The organism is Methylorubrum sp. GM97 (assembly GCF_024347855.1).
GTDB lineage: Bacteria > Pseudomonadota > Alphaproteobacteria > Rhizobiales > Beijerinckiaceae > Methylobacterium > Methylobacterium extorquens.
Window position 1 is genome coordinate 3,082,672 of the sequence record NZ_AP025942.1, and the last position, 17,137, is coordinate 3,099,808.

Here is a 17,137-nt window from a genome sequence, read left to right on the forward strand (position 1 = left end):
GAGCGTCCCGCCGCATGGACATCCGCCAGCAGCTTCTCGCCGCCTTCGAGATCGAGCACCGCGAGCATCTCGACGCGATCCGCGCCGCCCTCGCGGCGGAGGGGCCGGTCGATTGGCACGACGTGTTTCGTCGCGCCCACAGCCTGAAGGGCGCCGCCCGCGCCGTCGACCTGCCTCCCGTGGAGGCGGTCTCGCACCAGCTCGAAGCTCTGTTCGAGCGCATCAGCGCCGGACAGCGCCCGCTCGACCGGGCGGCACGGGCCGCGACCCATCTCGCCCTGGACCGGATCGAGGCCTACGTTGCCGCAACGGCGACAGGGCAGGCGAGCATGCCTGAGGATGCGCTGGCCGCGCTGAATGCCTGCCTCGACCCTGAGGCCGCCGCTTCGGAGCCGGCTCGGCCCGAGCCGGATTCGCCGCCAATCACACCGGCCGCCGCATCACCAGCCGCTCCGGCTGCCGCACCCGAGCCGGCCGCCGAGCCTTCGCAGGCCGTTCTTCGCGTCCCCGCCTCGGCCGTCGAAGCCCTGACGCGGGCGAGCTACGGGCTCTGGGCCGCGTTGCCGGGCCAGGGGGCCGTCGCCGAGCGCATCACGCGGCTCTCGGCGAATGCGGGCGCCCTGCGCCGCCGCACGGAGGCCGCCCGCCGTGTTCCGGATACCGTCCCCGGCGGGGCCGACGAAACGGAGGTTGCGGCTTTGCGCCGGGCGCTCGCCGAGATCGAGACCGGACTGGCCGCCTTGTCGCGCGAAGCCTCCGACCTCGCGCAAGGGCACAAGACCGTCATCCTGTCCGTCGAGACCGCCGCGCGCCGCCTGCGCGAGGAAACCGAGCGCCTCGCGCTGGTGCCGGCTGAGACGGTGTTCGGCGGCCTCGCCCGCGCGGTGCGCGACATGGCCCGCTCCGACGGACAGGACGTCGAGGTCACGACGCGCGGGCTCGACCTACCGGTTGACCGGGCGATGCTTCAGGCGCTCAAGGATCCGGTGCTGCACGCCCTGCGCAACGCGCTGAGCCACGGGGCGGAGAGTCCGGAGAGCCGGCAGCGCCAGGGCAAGCCCGCCTCCCTGTCGATCGGGCTCACCGTCGAGGCACAGGGCGGCCGGCTCGTCCTCGGCATTCACGACGATGGCCGCGGGCCCGACCTCGCGGCGATCGAAGCGACGGGTCGCGCCCGCGGGTTGATCGCGCCGGGCGAAAGGCTCGATCCGGATATGCTGCTCGCGCTGCCGTTCGAGCCGGGCTTCTCCACCGCCGGGGCGGTCGATGCCCTGTCGGGCCGCGGCATGGGCCTGTCGGTCGTGGCCGAGGTCGCCCGCTCCCTGCACGGACAGGTGCAGCTCGTCCGCCGTCATCCGCACGGCACGTCGCTGATCCTCACCTTGCCGCTCTCGGCCGCGCGGCGGCCGGTCCTGATCGTCACCGCCGGCGGTACGCGCTTCGCCCTGCCGAGCGGTGCCGCGGAGGCGCTCTCGCGGCTCGATGCCTCGGCCCTGTCCACGGTGGCGGGCCGGCCGGTGGCGCAGGTGGCGGGGGAGGGCGGCGAGACCCTGACGCTGCCGCTCGCCGAACTCGGCGATCTGCTCGGCCTCGGCATCGCCCGTCCGGAGGGCGCGACGATCCCGATCGTGCGTCTGCGCGGCACGCGGGGGCGCTGCCTTCTCGCGGTGGATCGCCTGGAGGAGGTGCGCACGCTCCTCGTCCTGCCCGCGCCGCCGATCGGCAGCGATCCCGCCCTCGTCACCGGCACGGTGATCCTCGGCACCGATACGCCCGCCCTCGTCCTCGATCCCGACGGACTCATCGACCGACTCGGCCGCGCCGGCCCGCGCGCCGCCCGGTCCCCGTCCAAAGGACTTGGGGACGGCAGCGGAACGATCCCGGAAACGCGACGTTCGACGATTCTTGTCGTGGACGACTCGATCACCACCCGCACTTTGGAGAAGAGCATCTTGGAAGCGGCGGGCTACCGCGTGATCGTCTGCGTCGACGGGCAGGAGGCGCTCGACCGTCTGCGCGCGCGCATCGAGCCGGTCGATCTCGTGGTCGCCGACGTCGAGATGCCGCGCCTCACCGGTTTCGGCCTCGTCGAGGCTTTGCGGGCCGAGGAAGACTTCGCGCGTCTGCCCATCGTGCTGATGACGTCGCGCGGCGACGAGGAAGACGTCGCCCGGGGATTGGAACTCGGCGCCGACGCCTACCTCACCAAGCAGAAATTCGATCAGCGCGAACTTTTGGACACCATCGGTCAGTTGCTGTGAACAGAGGGGCTGCGAATCCGCGCGTGCGCGTGCTGGTTGTCGAAGATTCGCTCGTGGTGCGAATTCTCCTCACCCACATCATCGCCCGTGATCCGCGGCTGGAACTGGCCGGCGCGGTGGAATCCGGCGAGGCGGCGCTCGCGGCGATCGAGACCGTGCGCCCGGACGTCATCTCCATGGATATCCGCCTGCCCGGCATCGACGGGCTGGAGACGACCCGACGGATCATGGCGAGCCGGCCGACGCCGATCGTGGTGATCGCCGATTCGGTCGAGGATTCCTCGCTCAAGATCTCGATGAACGCACTTCGGGCCGGCGCGCTCTCGGTGGTCGAGAAGCCGGTGGCTACGACCAATGACGGCTACGAGGCGGTCGCAGGCCAGATCTGTACGCAGTTGCGCATCATGGCCGCGGTCCCGGTCATCCGCCGCCGTCCGATCGGGGCAGAGTGGAACGCGCGCAAGACCGCTCCCATGCCCGAACTGGGCGTCCCCTTGGAGTCGGAGGCCGCACCGAACGTACTGGCCGTGGCTGCCTCGACCGGCGGCCCGCCGGCGCTCGCCAAGGTGATCGGCGGCCTGTCGGCGGATTTCCCGCTCCCGATCCTGCTGGTTCAGCACATGGGCGCCGCTTTCATGGACGGCTTTGCGAGCTGGCTCGACGGCGTCGTGCCGCTCGCCGTCGGGGTGGCGCGGGACGGTCAGACGATGCAGGCCGGCCATGTCTATGTCGCCCCCGGCGACCGTCATCTCGAACTCGGAACGAACGGCACGCTGCGGGTAAGCGACGGCGCCCCCGTCGGCGGCCAGCGCCCGGCCGCGACCGTGCTGTTCCGCTCCGTCGCCCGGCAGGCCGGCGCGCAGGGCATCGGCGTTCTCCTTACCGGCATGGGCGAGGACGGGGCGCAGGGCCTTCTCGACATGCGCAAGGCCGGCGCCGCCACGGTGGCCGAGCACGAGAGCAGCGCCGTCGTCTACGGCATGCCCGCGGCGGCGGTGCGCCTCAACGCGGCGTCCCGCGTGCTCCCCGTCGATCAAGTGGCGCCCCATCTCGTGCGGCTCGCGCAGAGGAAGCCAGCATGACCGCGAGCGCATCGCCCTCCGGCGCGTCGTCCGCCCCGCCCGGCCACCGCCTGCTTCTGGTCGAGGATTCGGAGACCCAGGCGCTCGAATTGCAGCTTCAGCTCGAAGGCCAGGGTTTTTCGGTGCAGCGCTGCGCCACGGCCGAGGCCGCCCTCGACCTGCTCAACACCGACCTTCCCGATCTCGTCGTCGCCGACCACCACCTTCCCGGCATGAACGGCGACGAGTTCACGCGGCAGATGCGACTGTCGCTGCGCACGCGGGCGCTGCCGGTGGTGATGCTCACCAGCGCCCGCAATGGCGAGCGCCACGGCTTCGAAAGCGGCGCCGACGCCTATGTCGAGAAGTCGGCCGATCGCGACCTGCTGGTGCTGCGCATCCGCGCCCTCCTGCGCGAGCGCAAGAGCTCCGCGACGGAGGGGCCGTCCGGCGCTGCGTTCCGCCGCGGCCGGGTGCTGATCGTCGATGGCAGCGCCACCTACCGCGCCTTCTTCACCGGCCTGCTGACCCAGGAAGGCCACACCGTCGTCGCCGCGGCCGACCGCTCGGGGGCGCTCGCCGCCCTCGACGAGCCCGGCGCCGAGTTCGACTGCGTGACCCTCGACCTCGTCGGCAGCGCCTATGACGGCATCGCGCTCTGCACCGAGATCGCCGAGCGCCGCATGAAGGCGCCGGAGGGCGGCGGCAACGCCTTCCCCCTCGTCGGCATGGCCGGCGACAAGCCGGACAAGAGCCTTCTGGTCGCCGCCTTCGCCGCGGGCGCCGACGACGTGGTCTCGAAGGCCGACGGCGAGGTCCTGGCGATGCGCGTGCGCGGCCTCGTCCGCCGCCGCCTGCTCGAAGAGGACAACCGCCGCATCTCCGGCGAGTTCGGCGACCGCGAGCGGGCGGTGGAACGCGCCCGCGCCGAGGCCGAGGCGGCCGCCGCCCGCGCCGCCCTTGCCGACGCCCTCGGACAAGCCAACCGCGATCTGGAGGACGCCAACCGCAAGCTGACGGAGGCGCAGGCCAAGCTGGTTCAGGCGGCCAAGATGGCCTCGCTCGGCGAGCTGGTCGCCGGCATCGCCCACGAGATCAACAACCCGCTCGCCTTCATCCTCGCCCACCAGGGCACGGTGGAACGCCTGCTCGGTGATTTGCCGCCGCCCGACGCACCGGAGGGACAGCGGGCGCTGATGAAGGCGCGCGACCGGGTCGGCTCGATGCGCCTGGGCCTGACCCGAATCCAGGATCTCGTTCTCAATCTGCGGAAGTTCTCGCGGCTCGACGAGGGCGAGCGCGGGCTCGTTAACGTGCCTGAAGCGATCGAAACGGTGCTGGCCCTGATCCAGCATAAGCTCGGCACCCGAATCACGGTGACCCGCGACTTCTCGGGACGGGCCGAGATTTCCTGCACGCCCGCCCTGTTGAATCAGGTCGTCATGAACATCCTCGGCAATGCAGCGGATGCAATCCACGGCGACGGGACCATCACGGTGGCGACCTATTCGGATGCCGAGACCGATATGATCCGCATCAGCGACACCGGTCCCGGTATTCCCGAAGAATTACGCGAAAAGATCTTTGAGCCTTTCTTCACGACGAAGCCGGTCGGATCGGGCACCGGGCTCGGCTTGGCGATTGCCTACAGCGTCGTTCAGGCGCATAGCGGCTCGCTGATCGTCGAGACGGCGCCGGGCGGCGGCGCGAGCTTCGTCATCGGAATTCCGAGGCAACCGGCACCGGTATGAGCAAAGGCACGATTCTGGCCGTCGATGACGAGCCGGACATCCTGATCGCTCTGGAGGACCTGTTCGAGGACGAGTACCGGGTGCTCACCTCGGCCAAGCCCGAAGAGGCGCTCGACATCCTCCGCGCCGACCCGGACATCGCGGTCGTCGTCTCCGACCAGCGCATGCCCGGCATGACCGGCGACGCGCTGCTGGCCGAGGCGCGCAGCTTCCACGAGGCGCAGGCCATCCTTCTCACCGGCTACGCCGACATCTCGGCGGTGATCGCGGCGCTCAATCGCGGCGGCATCATCGGCTACGTCGCCAAGCCCTGGGACCCGACGCTGCTGCGCGCCACGGTGCGCAACGCCTATGAGCGCCACCGCCTCGGCCGCGATCTCGCCACCGAGCGGGCCCTGCTGCGCGGCCTCCTGGATCACGCCGAGGAGGCGATCTCCTTCAAGGACGCGTCGGGCCGCTTCGTGCGCCTGAACGCGCGCAAGGCGAGCCTCGTCGGCGGCACGGTCGAGGCCTGCCTCGGCCGCACCGAAGTCGAGATCGCCGATACGCCACAGGCCCACGAGGCGGAGGCCGCCGACCGCCGTGCGGTCGCGGCCGGGGAAGCGGGCTCGACGGTGATCGCCCGCGGCGCGCTCGGGGCCGAGCGCTGGTCGCACGTCATCCGGGTACCGATCCGCGGCGGGGCCGGCGAGGTCACGCATCTCGCCACGATCGAGCGGGACGTGACCGAGCAGAAGAGCCTGGAGGCGCGGCTGCGCCAATCCGACAAGATGCAGGCGCTCGGCACGCTGGCCGGCGGCATCGCCCACGACTTCAACAACCTGCTCACCGCGATCCTCGGCAGCCTCGAACTCGTCGGCCCCAAGATCGCCGACCAGCCCCGGGTCAAGCGCCTCGTGGACAACGCCACCGGTGCGGCGCAACGCGGCTCGGCGCTGACCAAGCGACTCCTCAGCTTCAGCCGCTCCAACGACGCCCACGCGCGGCCCGTGGACCCGAACGCGCTGATCGAGGGGATGAGCGCGCTGTTCGGCTCCAGCCTCGGCGGCCATGTCAGCGTCGTGCGGGATCTCGAGCCCGACATGCCTTTCGCCCTGGTCGATCCCGACCAGCTCGAACTCGCGGTGCTCAACCTCTGCATCAACGCCCGCGACGCGATGCCGGACGGCGGCACCGTCACCATCTCGACCCGCCGCGCCGAGATCTCCGACGATCCCGATCTCAAGCCCGGCACCTACGCGGTCGTCTCGGTCGCCGACGAGGGCACCGGCATCCCGCCGGAAATTCTGGAACGGGTCTGCGAGCCGTTCTTCACCACCAAGGCGGTCGGGCAGGGCACCGGCCTCGGCCTCGCCATGGTGTTCGGCCTCGCCCAGCAGGCGGGCGGGCGGCTACGCATCACCAGCGAAGTCGGCCAGGGCACCCGGATCGAACTCGCGCTCCCGCGCGCCGAGAGCGCCGCCCAGGGCATCGAAGAGCCGGCGACCCCGGCGGTGGTGACGGCGGCCAGTCCGGCCCGCATCCTCGTGGTCGACGACGACGAGGAGGTGAGGCACGTCACCGCCTCCTTCCTCAGCGATTTCGGCTACAGCGAAACCGAGGCCGCGGACGGGCACACGGCGTTGGACTTAATGGAGAAGGGCGAGCGCTTCGACCTCGTGGTGGCCGACCTCGCCATGCCCGGCATGACCGGGGTCGAGCTCGCCGCCGCGATCCGCGAGCGTTTCTCCGGCGTGCCGGTCCTTCTGCTGACGGGTCATGCGGAGGCCGTGCAGATCCCCGAGGATCTGCCGGTGATGACGAAGCCCTTCGCCTCCGCCGAACTCGCGGCGCGGGTCTCGCAGCTCCTCGACACCACCGCCTGATCGGGTCTCCCGCCCGCGACACCTGACACATCGGCGCCACATCCGCCGATCCCGTGCGCGCATGGATTGCGCTCCGCATCCGCGCGCAGGAAGATGATTGTGCGCCACGCTGCTTCGGGGCGCGGAAAGAATCGTCTCGAAAAGGATGACCCCGATGGCGAGCGTCGATGTCGATATGGTGAAGTGTGCCTGCCCGGACTGCGTGTGTGTGGTCTCGGTCACCAAGGCGGTGAAGCGCGACGAGAAGGCCTTCTGCTGCGACGAGTGCGCCGAAGGTCATCCCGATCATGCCGGCTGCGACCACGCCGGCTGCAGCTGCCACGGCTGACCCGTTGAAGGCCCGACCGGGCGCCGCTCAGTTCGGCCCGGTCGGCGGCGTCCCCGTCGGCTGTCTCTCCGTTGCCTTGGCGAGGAAGCGCATCAGCGCGTCGCGATCCTCGGCGCTGTTGATGGTCTGCTCCGGCATCCGGGTGCCGGGGGTGAAGCGTGCCGGCCCGACTTCGAACAGGCGAGCGACCGTCTCCGGCGTCCAGACGATGTCCATGCCCTTCAGCGCCTCCGAGTAGCGGTAGCCCGAAACCGTCGCGATGCGCCGGCCGAACAGGCCGGCGAGCGTCGGTCCGGCCCGGGGCGCGTCGTCGGGCGCCAAGGTGTGGCAGGCGACGCAGGCGCGGAACACCTCCGCGCCCCGCTCGCCGTGAAACGCGGCGAGCGCGTCCGCGGGCCGGGGCATGGCGAGGGGGCCGATCGGCTCGCCGGTCGCCGCGTTCCAGCGCCGCACGAGGCGGTCGCCGCCGCCGGTGACGAGTTCGCTCCCATCCGGCCGCCACGCCACCGACCAGACCGGCAGGCCCGGCCCGACCAGCGTGAACAGGATCTTTCCGCTCGCCCGCTCGATCATCGCGACGGTGCCGCCCGCGCTCGCCGCGGCAATCCGGGTGCCGTCGGGCGCGGGCGCCAGCGCGATCACCGGGGCAGGGCCGAGTTCGACCTCTGAACGCACCTGCCCATCGCTCGCAAGGAACCGCACCGTGGCATCCGCCCCCGCCGCTGCGATCTCGCCGTCCGTGGTGACGGCCAACGCGCTGAGCGCGCTCGGCAGCGTCGCGGTCAGAACCGTCTCCCCTTGCGGCGTCCAGATCCGCACGCTCGCATCGGCGCCGGCCGTGACGAGGCGCCCGTCGGGCAGGAAGGCGACCGCGTTGACGTTGCCCTTGTGTCCTTCGAGAGTCCGCGCCGGCCCACCCGCCAGCGGCCAGATTCGCGCGGTGCCGTCCCAGGCGGCGGAGGCGAGCATGGTCCCATCGGGCGAGACGGCGAGCCCGGCAACGGGGCCGGCATGTCCCGCGAGTACGCAGTCCGGCTCGGCCTGTCCCAACCGCCACAGGGCGATGCGCCCATCCTCCGAGGCGCTGGCGAAGCGCCCATCGGGAAGAGCCGCCACCGCGTTCACCGCGCCGTCGTGGAAGCGCAGGACGCTCAAAGCCGCGCCGGTTTCGAGACCCCAGACGATCGCCGCCTGATCGAACCCGCCGGAGATCGCGAGGCGGCCGTCGCCCGTCACGGCGAGCGCACGAACCGGCCCGCCATGGCCGCGCATCTGCGCCACCGCGGGCAAGGCGAGCAGGAGGGCCGCGATCAGACCGAGAATCCGCGTCACCCGCATCGGCATCGTCATCCAACTCCGTTTCCCCGGCGGACCATACGCGACCGGTCGGGACGCCGTCCGCCCACCGAAGGTGAGGGTTTGTGTCTCAGGCGCCGGGAGGGCGAGATGCCGAACCTTGATCCGCGCCCGGCGATGGCGCATCGCTCGCGGTGATGAGACAGGACGGAGCCTCACGCATTCTTGCCGCTCAGCCCGCCGCACTGCCGGCGCGCGCGGACGCTTGAATGATGCGCGCCGCCTCCGCCGCCCTGACACCGCTTGCCGACGCACTCGCCCTGCTGCTGCGTTGCGCGAAGCCGGTCGCGCCGCGATCGGTGCCGCTGGTTCGAGCGGCCGGGCACATCGCCGCGACATCGCTCGCGGTTCCCCATGACATCCCGGCCGGGCTTACCGCCCTGCGCGACGGCTTCGCGGTGGAAGCCGCGCAAATCAGCGGTGCCTCACCCTACGCCCCGGTGATGCTGCCACGCGCCCCCGCCTGGGTCGAAGCCGGCGAGCGCCTGCCGCCCGGCACCGACGCGATCCTGGCCGCCGAGGGGTTGGAGCACCGCAGTGCCGTGGCGGAAGCCGGTCCGGGCGAGGGCATCCGCGCCGCGGGCGAGGATTTTTCCGAAGGTGACGCTCTCCTGACGGCGGGCGAGCGGATCGAGCCGCGCCACCTGCTCGGCCTCGCGGCCGCGGGGTTTATCGAAGTCGCGATCCGCGAAGCCCGGATTCGCCTCGTGGTGACGGGGGCGCCGGACGTCCTGTCGCCGACGCTCAGTGCCGTCATCGCGCGGGCGGGCGGGCTCGCCGAGACGGTGGCGGTGCCGGATGACCCCGAACGGATCGCCCGCGCCATCGCGGCCGACGGGGCGGATGCGGTGTTCGTCCTCGGCGGCACCGGTTTCGGGCGCAGCGATCGCAGCGCCGAGGGGCTGGCGCAAGCCGGACGTGTGGTTGCTCACGGCCTCGCCCTGCGGCCCGGCGAGACGGCGGGGATCGGCGAGGCCGGGGAATGCCCGGTCCTGCTCCTGCCCGGCCGACCCGACGCGGCGCTGGCGGCCGTCCTGGCGCTCGGCCGGCCGCTGATCGCCGCACTGACCGGCGCCGTCAAAGCCGCTCCGAGGACGGGGCCGATCTCGCGCAAGATCACCTCGGTCGTCGGGCTTGCCGAGATCGTCTTCGTTCGGTCCGACGGGGCGGACATCGCCCCCCTCGGCGGAGCCGATCTCGCCCTGCGCCGGTTGATCGAAGCGGACGGATTCGTGCTGGTGCCGCCGGAGCGGGAGGGCTACCCGGTCGGCAGCGTGGTCGAGGTGGTGCCGCTATGAGCGCGGATCGCGAGACGGATTTTACCCGGCGCCTCGCCGCGGCCGCCCGGCAGGAGCAGTTCCTGACGGTGATGAGCCGCGACGACGCGCATGCGGCCTTCCGCGCGGCACTTCCCCACGCAGCACTTCCACCGGAGACCGTTCCGCTGGCCCAGGCGCTCGGGCGGGTGCTCGCCGGCGACATCGCCTCGCCGATCGACGTGCCCCCCTTCGACCGCGCCTTGGTCGACGGCTTTGCGCTGCGCGCCGCCGACACCGAAGGCGCCAACGCTGCGCGGCCCCGCCGGCTTGCCCTCAACCGCGAGATCCTGGCCTGCGGCGTCGCCCCGACGGGTTCGGTCGCCACCGGCACCGCGACGCCGATCGCCACCGGCGGCATGATCCCGCGCGGGGCCGACGCCGTTGTGATGGTCGAGCAGACCGAGTTCTTCGAAGACGCCCTCGCCATCGACGTGACGGGTCCGGTCCGGCCGGGGCAGTTCGTCGGCTATGCCGGCGCCGACATGGCCTCGGGCGAAACCGTCCTGCGCAAGGGGGCGGTGGTGACCGCCCGCGAGATCGGCATGCTCGCCGCCTGCGGGCTCGCCGAGATCGCGGTGGTGCGCCGGCCCCGTGTCGCCGTACTCTCGACGGGCGACGAGCTGGTCGCGCCGGGCGGAAAACTACGAGCCGGCGCCATCTACGATTCGAACGGCGCCATCGTCGCGGCCTCGGTCGCCGAGAACGGCGGCGAGCCCGTGCCGCTCGGCATCGTTCGCGACGACGAGGCGGCGCTTGATGGTGCCCTGCGCGATGCCCTGGCGCAGAGCGATCTCGTCGTGCTCTCCGGCGGCACCTCGAAGGGCGCGGGCGATGTCTCGCACCGCATCCTGTCGCGGCTGGGCCCGCCCGGCATTCTGGTTCACGGCGTCGCGCTGAAACCCGGCAAGCCGCTCTGCCTCGCCGTCGCCGAAGGCAAGGCGGTGGTGGTGCTGCCGGGCTTCCCGACCTCGGCGATGTTCACCTTCCACGAATTCGTGGTGCCGCTGGTGCGCGCGCTGGCCGGCCTGCCGCCGCGGGAAGAGGAGGCGGTGTCGGCGCGCCTGCCGCAGCGGCTGACCTCCGAACTCGGCCGCACCGAATTCGTGATGGCCTCGCTCGCTCAGGCGGCGGACGGCTTGGTCGCCCTGCCGCTGCCGAAAGGCTCCGGCTCCGTCACCGCCTTCTCGCAGGCCGACGGCTTCTTCGCCGTGCCGGCCGCGCGCTCGGGCGTCGAGGCGGGCGAGACGGTCTCGGTGGTGCGCCTCGGGGCCGGGGTGCGGCCGCCCGACCTCACCATCATCGGCAGCCACTGCATCGGGCTCGACCAGGTGGTCGGGCTGCTGGCGGAGCGGGGCTTTCGCGCCCGCACGGTGTGGGTCGGCTCGGCCGGGGGCTCGCGGCCCTGCGCCGGGGCGAATGCAATCTGGCCGCCATGCACCTGCTCGACCCCGAGACCGGCCGCTACAACGCGCCCTTCCTCGAACCCGGCATGCAACTCGCCCTCGGCTGGCGTCGGCTCCAGGGCGTGGTGTTCCGTAAGAACGATGCCCGCTTCGAGGGCCGAAGCGCCGCCGACGCGGTGAATGCGGCGCTTGCCGACCCCGACGCAGTGATGGTCAACCGCAACGCCGGCTCCGGCACCCGCCTCCTCGTCGATGGCCTGATCGGGCCGGCCCGCCCGGCCGGCTTCTGGAACCAGCCGCGCTCGCACAACGCCGTCGCGGCAGCGGTGGCGCAGGGCCGGGCCGATTGGGGTGTCGCGATCGCGAGCGTCGCAACGGCCTACGGCCTCGGCTTCCTGCCGCTGGCGCAGGAGCATTACGACTTCGCCTATCGCGAGGCGGACCGCGAGAAGCCCGCGCTCGCCGCCTTCCTGGCGCTGCTCGCCACACGCGCGGCGGATGCGGCCCTGAACGAACTCGGGTTCGAACCCGGCGGAGGCGAATCGTGAGCGACCTGCGCGTCATCGGCCTCGCCGGTTGGAGCGGAGCGGGCAAGACCACGCTGCTCGCCCGCCTCATCCCCGTGCTCGTCACCCGCGGAATGCGGGTTGCGACCCTCAAACACGCCCACCACGCCTTCGACATCGATCAGCCGGGCAAGGATTCCTTCGTCCACCGGCAGGCCGGGGCGAGCGAAGTGATTGTGTCCTCCGCCCGGCGATGGGCGCAGATCCGCGAGGTCGAAGAGGGCGCGGAGGCGACCCTGCCCGAATTGCTGCGCCGGCTGACGCCGACCGGTCTCGCCTTGGTCGAGGGCTTCAAGCGCGAGGCGCATCCCAAGCTCGAAGTGTTCCGCGCGGCCAACGGCCGTCCGCCCCTGCACGGAGACGACCCGCGCATCGTCGGCATCGCCAGCGACGTTCCCTTCCCGCAGGCGGCGGTGCCGGTGGTCGGGCTCGACGACATCGAGGCCATCGCCGATCTCGTGACCGAGCGCGCCGAGGCTCTTGAAACCGTGCTCGCCCGGCTGGAAAGACCCTGAGCCATGGCACAGCTCACCGACGATTGCTTCGCCTTCGGGGGCAAGCCGATGCGGATCGAGGACGCGGTGGCGATGATCGCCGAGCGCTTCCCCGTGGTCGCCGGCACGGAGACCATACCGCTCGGCCTCGCCGACGGGCGGATCGCCGCCGAGGACGTCTTCGCGCGTCACGACCTGCCGCCCTTCGCCAATGCCGCGGTCGATGGCTACGCCGTGCGCTTCGCCGACCTTGAGGCAGAGACCGAGACCGTCCTGCCGGTCAGCGGTCGTCTCGCGGCCGGTTCGGCGGCCGGAGAGCTGGCTGCGGGCACCGCGATCCGCATCTTCACCGGCGCGCCGATGCCGCCCGGCGCCGACACCGTGTTCATGCAGGAGGATGTGCGCCGCGAGGGCGACCGGGTCGTCCTGCCGGCGGGGCTGAAGCCCGGCGCCAACGCCCGGCCGGCGGGCGAGGATCTGGCGGCGGGCGGGCTCGCGATCCCCGCCGGGCGCCGCCTTCGCCCGCAGGATCTGGCGCTGGCCGCCGCGACCGGCCATGCGCAGATTGCCGTGCGCCGCCGGCTGCGGGTCGCCGTGTTCTCGACCGGCGACGAGCTGACCGAGCCGGGCGCTCCGCTCCGCCCCGGCGCGATCCACGATTCGAACCGCGTGCTGCTCGTGACCCTGCTGAACCGGCTCGGCGTCGCGGTGGATGACCTCGGCATCCTGCGCGACGATCCCGTCACCCTGCCGGCCCACCTCGCCGAGGCGGCGCGGGACCACGACCTGATCCTCACCTCCGGCGGCGTCTCGACCGGCGAGGAGGATCACGTGAAGACCGCCGTCGATGCCCAGGGCCGGCTGATGCTCTGGCGGCTGGCGATCAAGCCCGGCCGTCCGGTTGCGGTGGGACTGGTTGCCGGGACGCCCTTCGTCGGGCTGCCGGGCAATCCGGTGGCAGTCTACATCACGCTGCTCTTCGTGGTGCGGCCCCTGCTCGCCCGGCTCGGCGGCGCACGCTACGAGCCGCCGCTGTCCTGGCCGGTGCGGGCGGGCTTCAGCTACCGCAAGAAGGCAGGTCGCCGCGAATTCGTCCGCGTCAGTCTCGTCCGCAGCGGCGAGGGCGACCTGGAAGCGCAGAAATTCCCACGCGACGGGGCGGGCGTGCTGACCTCGCTCACCGAAAGCGACGGCCTCGTGGAGCTGCCCGACGACGCGACCGGCGTGAGCCCCGGCGATTCGCTGGCGTATTATCCGCACGTCTTGCTGTGGTGAGGGCTCGCCTTTCGACCTGATCGGCGAGGCTGAGCCCCAGATCGCGAGCACGCAACATCACGGGGGCGGCGCGTAGCCGGGCGTCCGTCCGGCGCGGCTGCAGAGATCCTCGCGGAGCGCCCCGAGCCGTTCCGTATCGATCCTCGCGCGGATCGCGAGGAAATACGTTTCCCAACCCACGGGCTGGAAATCCAGGGCGAAGCGCTCGGCGACCACGCGGGTGCCCATGCCGACATCGGCCGCGCCGGTGGCGATCAGGGCTGCCACCGCCTGATGCGTGAATTCCTCGGTCTGATGGCCGACGATGCGCGCGAGGTCGATGCCCGCCTCGGCGCAGAGCCGTTCGAACCAGATTCGGGTGCCGGCACCCCGTTGCCGGTTGACGAAGCGCGCCTGCCGCGCGGCGATGTCGGCGACGCTTCCCAAATTGAGCGGGTTGCCGGCGGCACGCATCAGGCCCTGTTCGCGGCGGAACAGCGGGACGACGACGAGGTCGCGCCGGTCGAACACGGCGCCGAAGGGCGCTGGCGGCGGGCCGTCCGAGCCGTAATGGAAGCCCGCGGCATCCACGGACTCGTCATGCAGCCGCGCCAGGGCGTCGAGGCTGCCGGCGACCATCAGGTCGATCTCGCGCCGCGCCTCGATCGCCTCCAGCAGCAGAGGATCGTGGCTCGCTGCGAGACGGATACGCGCATCGGTCGGTTCCAGAAGCCGCCGCAGGCCGTCCGTCAGCGCCATTTCCTCCGCTGCCAGGGCCGGGGCAAGGCGCGTCTGCGACGCCTGAAGCAACGTCAGCAGCGCCACCCCGAGAGGCGTGAGGCTGCTGCCGTGCCCCTTGGTCTTCACCACGACGGGCTGGCCGAGGGCCTGTTCCAGCGCATCGAGTTGCCCCCAGGCCGAGCGGTAGGAAATCGAGAGCACCTCGGCCGCCCCCTGGAGCGAGCCGGTCCGGCCGAGCGCGTCGAGAAGCAGGTGTGTGCCGCGCAGCGCGAAGTCAGATGTGCCTTCGCAGCGGCCCTCCACATGCAGGCGTACGCAGAGCCCGTCATAACCGGAGGCGACCGAAGCCACAGCCCGTCCATCCTCGACAGCCATATGCAAGGCCTTTCCTATTGATCTTGCGCCAGCTGGCGTATCATCCCGGCTTGCGCCGCGCAGCCCCGGATGCACCTCAGGTGCGCTCCAGGTGCGGATGCGATGATCTTTCGAGCCGAGCCCTTGAGCCAAACCCTTCAGGAGACGTTCTCGCGCCTGTGGACGCTCGACCGGGATGTCCTGGCGATCGCGTGGCTGTCCCTGCGCGTTAGCGTCACCGCGGTGGGGATCGGGCTCGTGCTCGGCATTCCGCTCGGAGCGCTGATCGCGGTGGCGCGATTTCCGGGGCGCGGCGCCGTGGTCGGGCTTCTCAACACGTTCATGGGCCTGCCGCCGGTGATCGTCGGGCTGATCCTCTATCTCGCCCTGTCCCGTTCGGGCCCCTTCGGGGCGTTCGGCCTGCTCTTCACCCCCGCTGCGATGGTGGCGGCGCAGGCGGTGCTGGCGACGCCGCTCGTCGCGGCGCTGACGCGTCAGGTCATCGCCGACGCCGAGGCCCATCTGGGCGAGCAACTGCGCTCCCTTCACCTCTCCGCACCGCAGCGAGCGGGGGTGCTGATCTACGATGCACGCTTCTCGCTGGTGACGGCGGCGCTGGCCGCCTTCGGCCGGGCGATCTCGGAAATCGGCGCGGTGCTCGTCGTCGGCGGCAATATCGACGGGCATACCCGCACCATGACGACGGCGATCTCGCTGGAGACGCAGAAGGGCGACCTCAGCCTCGCCTTGGCGCTCGGCCTCGTGCTGATGAGCCTCGTGCTGGCGGTGAACGCCGCCGCCGCGCTCCTGCGCTCCCATGTCGCGAGGGCCTACGGATGAGCGCCGCGCCCGCCATCCATCTCGACGGCGTCAGCCTGACGCTCGGCGGGCGGGTGATCCTCGACCGTCTCGACCTCGACGTCGCCGCGCACGGCATCACCGCGCTGATCGGCCCCAACGGGGCGGGCAAGAGCGTGACCCTGCGTGTGATCGACGGCCTGTTACGGCCGGATACCGGCACAGTGCGCCTCCCACCCGGCCGCCACGCCTTCGTGTTCCAGCGTCCCGCTCTGGTGCGGGCGAGTGCGGCCGCCAACGTCGCCCTCGGACTGGTCGCGCTGCAGCTGTCCCGCCGGGAGCGCGCCGAGCGGATCGCGGCAGCGCTCGCCCGGGTCGGCCTGTCGGAGCGGGCCAACGACGCAGCGACGCGCTTCTCGGGCGGCGAGCAGCAGCGCCTCGCGCTCGCCCGCGCCTGGGCGATGCAGCCCGACCTCCTGCTTCTCGATGAGCCGACCGCGAGCCTCGATCCGGCCGCGACCGAGACCATCGAGAGCCTGATCACCGAGATGGCGCGGGCCGGCACCACCGTGCTCCTCGTCTCGCACAATCTCGGGCAGGTCGCCCGGCTCGCCGACGAGACCGTGGTGCTCGCCGCCGGCCGCGCCGTGGAGCGGGGCCCGACCCGAGCCGCCCTCTTCTCACCCCGCACACCCGAAGCGCGGGCCTACCTCACCGGAGAACTGCCTTGGACCGCCTTCGCCGCAGCTTCCTGACCCTCTCGCTCCTGGCTGTCCTCGGCACAGCCTCGCCGCTGCGGGCCGAGCCCGCCTCGATCGTCGTCGCCTCTACGACCTCGACCGAGCAATCGGGCCTGTTCAAGCACATCCTGCCGCTGTTCAAGCAGAAGAGCGGGATCGAGGTGAAGGTGGTGGCGCTCGGCACGGGCCAAGCCCTCGACGCGGCGCGCCGGGGCGACGCCGACGTCGTGTTCGTCCATGACCGCCCGGCCGAGGACAAGTTCGTCGCCGAGGGCTTCGCCAAGGGGCGGCAGGACGTGATGTACAACGACTTCGTGCTGATCGGCCCGAAGGCCGACCCGGCTGGCATCCGGGGCAAGGGTGTGGACGAGGCCTTCAAGGCCATCGCGTCGGGACAAGCGCCCTTCGTCTCGCGTGGCGATCGCTCCGGCACCCACAGCGCCGAGCTGCGGAGCTGGAAGGAGGCCGGCGTCGATCTCCCGGCGGTCCGCGGCGACTGGTATCGCGACGTCGGACAGGGGATGGGCCCGGCGCTCAACACCGCCTCGTCGCTCGGCGCCTACATCCTGGCTGATCGCGGCACGTGGCTCTCGTTCAAGAACCGGGGCGACCTGACCATCCTCGTCGAGGGCGACGAGCGCCTATTCAACCCCTACGGCGTGATGCTGGTGAACCCGGAGAAGCACCCCACCGTAAAGGTGAAGGAGGGCCAAGCCTTCATCGATTGGCTGGTCTCGCCCGAGGGACAGCGGGCAATCGCCGATTACAAGATCAACGGCGAGCCGCTGTTCTTCCCGAGCGCGAAGAAGGTCTGACGACCGCCCACAGCCCGTACACTGCCTCATC

General features: G+C 71.6%; 13 protein-coding genes and 1 pseudogene. 12 read left to right on the forward strand and 2 right to left on the reverse strand.

The window, feature by feature from the left end; genetic code table 11:
• Positions 1–14: 14 nt before the first annotated feature.
• The 5 genes from MSPGM_RS14205 to MSPGM_RS14225 all read left to right on the forward strand — a co-directional run bounded on the left by MSPGM_RS14205 (position 15) and on the right by MSPGM_RS14225 (position 7,266).
• Complete coding sequence (locus MSPGM_RS14205; RefSeq protein WP_012753163.1) at positions 15–2,261, forward strand: response regulator; 2,247 nt, start codon at positions 15–17, stop codon at positions 2,259–2,261.
• Positions 2,258–3,343: a chemotaxis-specific protein-glutamate methyltransferase CheB gene (gene cheB, locus MSPGM_RS14210; RefSeq protein ID WP_043766272.1), complete on the forward strand. Its 1,086-nt coding sequence runs from the start codon at positions 2,258–2,260 to the stop codon at positions 3,341–3,343. Before MSPGM_RS14205 ends, cheB begins: the two co-directional genes overlap by 4 nt.
• The gene (locus MSPGM_RS14215; RefSeq protein WP_261925683.1) at positions 3,340–5,073 is read left to right on the forward strand and encodes a response regulator; all 1,734 of its coding nucleotides are present in this window, start codon (positions 3,340–3,342) and stop codon (positions 5,071–5,073) included. The genes cheB and MSPGM_RS14215 overlap by 4 nt, the downstream gene beginning before the upstream one ends.
• The gene (locus MSPGM_RS14220; protein ID WP_012753166.1) at positions 5,070–6,938 is read left to right on the forward strand and encodes a response regulator; all 1,869 of its coding nucleotides are present in this window, start codon (positions 5,070–5,072) and stop codon (positions 6,936–6,938) included. Before MSPGM_RS14215 ends, MSPGM_RS14220 begins: the two co-directional genes overlap by 4 nt.
• A gap of 154 nt (positions 6,939–7,092) precedes the next feature.
• Positions 7,093–7,266, forward strand: a complete 174-nt coding sequence (locus MSPGM_RS14225) for a metallothionein (RefSeq protein WP_003606929.1) — start codon at positions 7,093–7,095, stop codon at positions 7,264–7,266.
• Between the two features lie 27 nt (positions 7,267–7,293).
• Here MSPGM_RS14225 and MSPGM_RS14230 read toward each other — a convergent pair whose 3' ends face one another.
• On the reverse strand, positions 7,294–8,610 hold the full coding sequence (locus MSPGM_RS14230; RefSeq protein WP_012753167.1) for a c-type cytochrome: 1,317 nt from the start codon (positions 8,608–8,610) through the stop codon (positions 7,294–7,296).
• Between the two features lie 224 nt (positions 8,611–8,834).
• Between MSPGM_RS14230 and MSPGM_RS14235 the strand changes: the two genes are divergently transcribed.
• The 4 genes and pseudogenes from MSPGM_RS14235 to glp all read left to right on the forward strand — a co-directional run bounded on the left by MSPGM_RS14235 (position 8,835) and on the right by glp (position 13,679).
• Positions 8,835–9,920 (forward strand): molybdopterin-binding protein, encoded by a 1,086-nt coding sequence (locus MSPGM_RS14235; protein ID WP_003606453.1) that lies wholly within the window; start codon positions 8,835–8,837, stop codon positions 9,918–9,920.
• Positions 9,917–11,892: pseudogene (locus tag MSPGM_RS14240) on the forward strand (molybdopterin biosynthesis protein). Before MSPGM_RS14235 ends, MSPGM_RS14240 begins: the two are co-directional and overlap by 4 nt.
• Positions 11,889–12,425, forward strand: a complete 537-nt coding sequence (gene mobB, locus MSPGM_RS14245; RefSeq protein ID WP_003606455.1) for a molybdopterin-guanine dinucleotide biosynthesis protein B — start codon at positions 11,889–11,891, stop codon at positions 12,423–12,425. The pseudogene MSPGM_RS14240 and the gene mobB overlap by 4 nt, the downstream one beginning before the upstream one ends.
• A 3-nt stretch (positions 12,426–12,428) precedes the next feature.
• The gene (glp, locus tag MSPGM_RS14250; protein WP_209688529.1) at positions 12,429–13,679 is read left to right on the forward strand and encodes a gephyrin-like molybdotransferase Glp; all 1,251 of its coding nucleotides are present in this window, start codon (positions 12,429–12,431) and stop codon (positions 13,677–13,679) included.
• Positions 13,680–13,736: 57 nt separating this feature from the next.
• Here the strand turns inward: glp and MSPGM_RS14255 are convergent, their stop codons facing one another.
• Positions 13,737–14,774 carry a substrate-binding domain-containing protein gene (locus MSPGM_RS14255; protein ID WP_003607091.1) on the reverse strand — a complete coding sequence of 346 codons (1,038 nt, stop codon included), beginning with the start codon at positions 14,772–14,774 and terminating at the stop codon, positions 13,737–13,739.
• Positions 14,775–14,897: 123 nt separating this feature from the next.
• On the opposite strand from MSPGM_RS14255, the gene MSPGM_RS14260 reads away from it, so the two are divergent.
• From MSPGM_RS14260 to MSPGM_RS14270, 3 genes are read left to right on the forward strand one after another with little or no spacing between them, the layout of a single operon-like run.
• Positions 14,898–15,593, forward strand: coding sequence for an ABC transporter permease (locus MSPGM_RS14260; RefSeq protein WP_043708488.1), 696 nt, complete (start codon positions 14,898–14,900; stop codon positions 15,591–15,593).
• The gene (locus tag MSPGM_RS14265) at positions 15,590–16,306 is read left to right on the forward strand and encodes a phosphate ABC transporter ATP-binding protein (protein ID WP_012753173.1); all 717 of its coding nucleotides are present in this window, start codon (positions 15,590–15,592) and stop codon (positions 16,304–16,306) included. Before MSPGM_RS14260 ends, MSPGM_RS14265 begins: the two co-directional genes overlap by 4 nt.
• Positions 16,279–17,106: an extracellular solute-binding protein gene (locus tag MSPGM_RS14270; protein WP_003606780.1), complete on the forward strand. Its 828-nt coding sequence runs from the start codon at positions 16,279–16,281 to the stop codon at positions 17,104–17,106. The genes MSPGM_RS14265 and MSPGM_RS14270 overlap by 28 nt, the downstream gene beginning before the upstream one ends.
• Positions 17,107–17,137 lie beyond the last annotated feature (31 nt).

Excerpts from the sequence above, each read along its gene's own strand:
- MSPGM_RS14205 (WP_012753163.1), top strand. The coding sequence starts at position 15 with ATGGACATCCGCCAGCAGCTTCTCGCCGCCTTCGAGATCGAGCACCGC.
- MSPGM_RS14215 (WP_261925683.1), top strand. The coding sequence starts at position 3,340 with ATGACCGCGAGCGCATCGCCCTCCGGCGCGTCGTCCGCCCCGCCCGGC.
- MSPGM_RS14220 (WP_012753166.1), top strand. The coding sequence starts at position 5,070 with ATGAGCAAAGGCACGATTCTGGCCGTCGATGACGAGCCGGACATCCTG.
- MSPGM_RS14225 (WP_003606929.1), top strand. The coding sequence starts at position 7,093 with ATGGCGAGCGTCGATGTCGATATGGTGAAGTGTGCCTGCCCGGACTGC.
- MSPGM_RS14230 (WP_012753167.1), bottom strand. The coding sequence starts at position 8,610 with ATGCCGATGCGGGTGACGCGGATTCTCGGTCTGATCGCGGCCCTCCTG.
- MSPGM_RS14235 (WP_003606453.1), top strand. The coding sequence starts at position 8,835 with ATGCGCGCCGCCTCCGCCGCCCTGACACCGCTTGCCGACGCACTCGCC.
- glp (WP_209688529.1), top strand. The coding sequence starts at position 12,429 with ATGGCACAGCTCACCGACGATTGCTTCGCCTTCGGGGGCAAGCCGATG.
- MSPGM_RS14255 (WP_003607091.1), bottom strand. The coding sequence starts at position 14,774 with ATGGCTGTCGAGGATGGACGGGCTGTGGCTTCGGTCGCCTCCGGTTAT.
- MSPGM_RS14265 (WP_012753173.1), top strand. The coding sequence starts at position 15,590 with ATGAGCGCCGCGCCCGCCATCCATCTCGACGGCGTCAGCCTGACGCTC.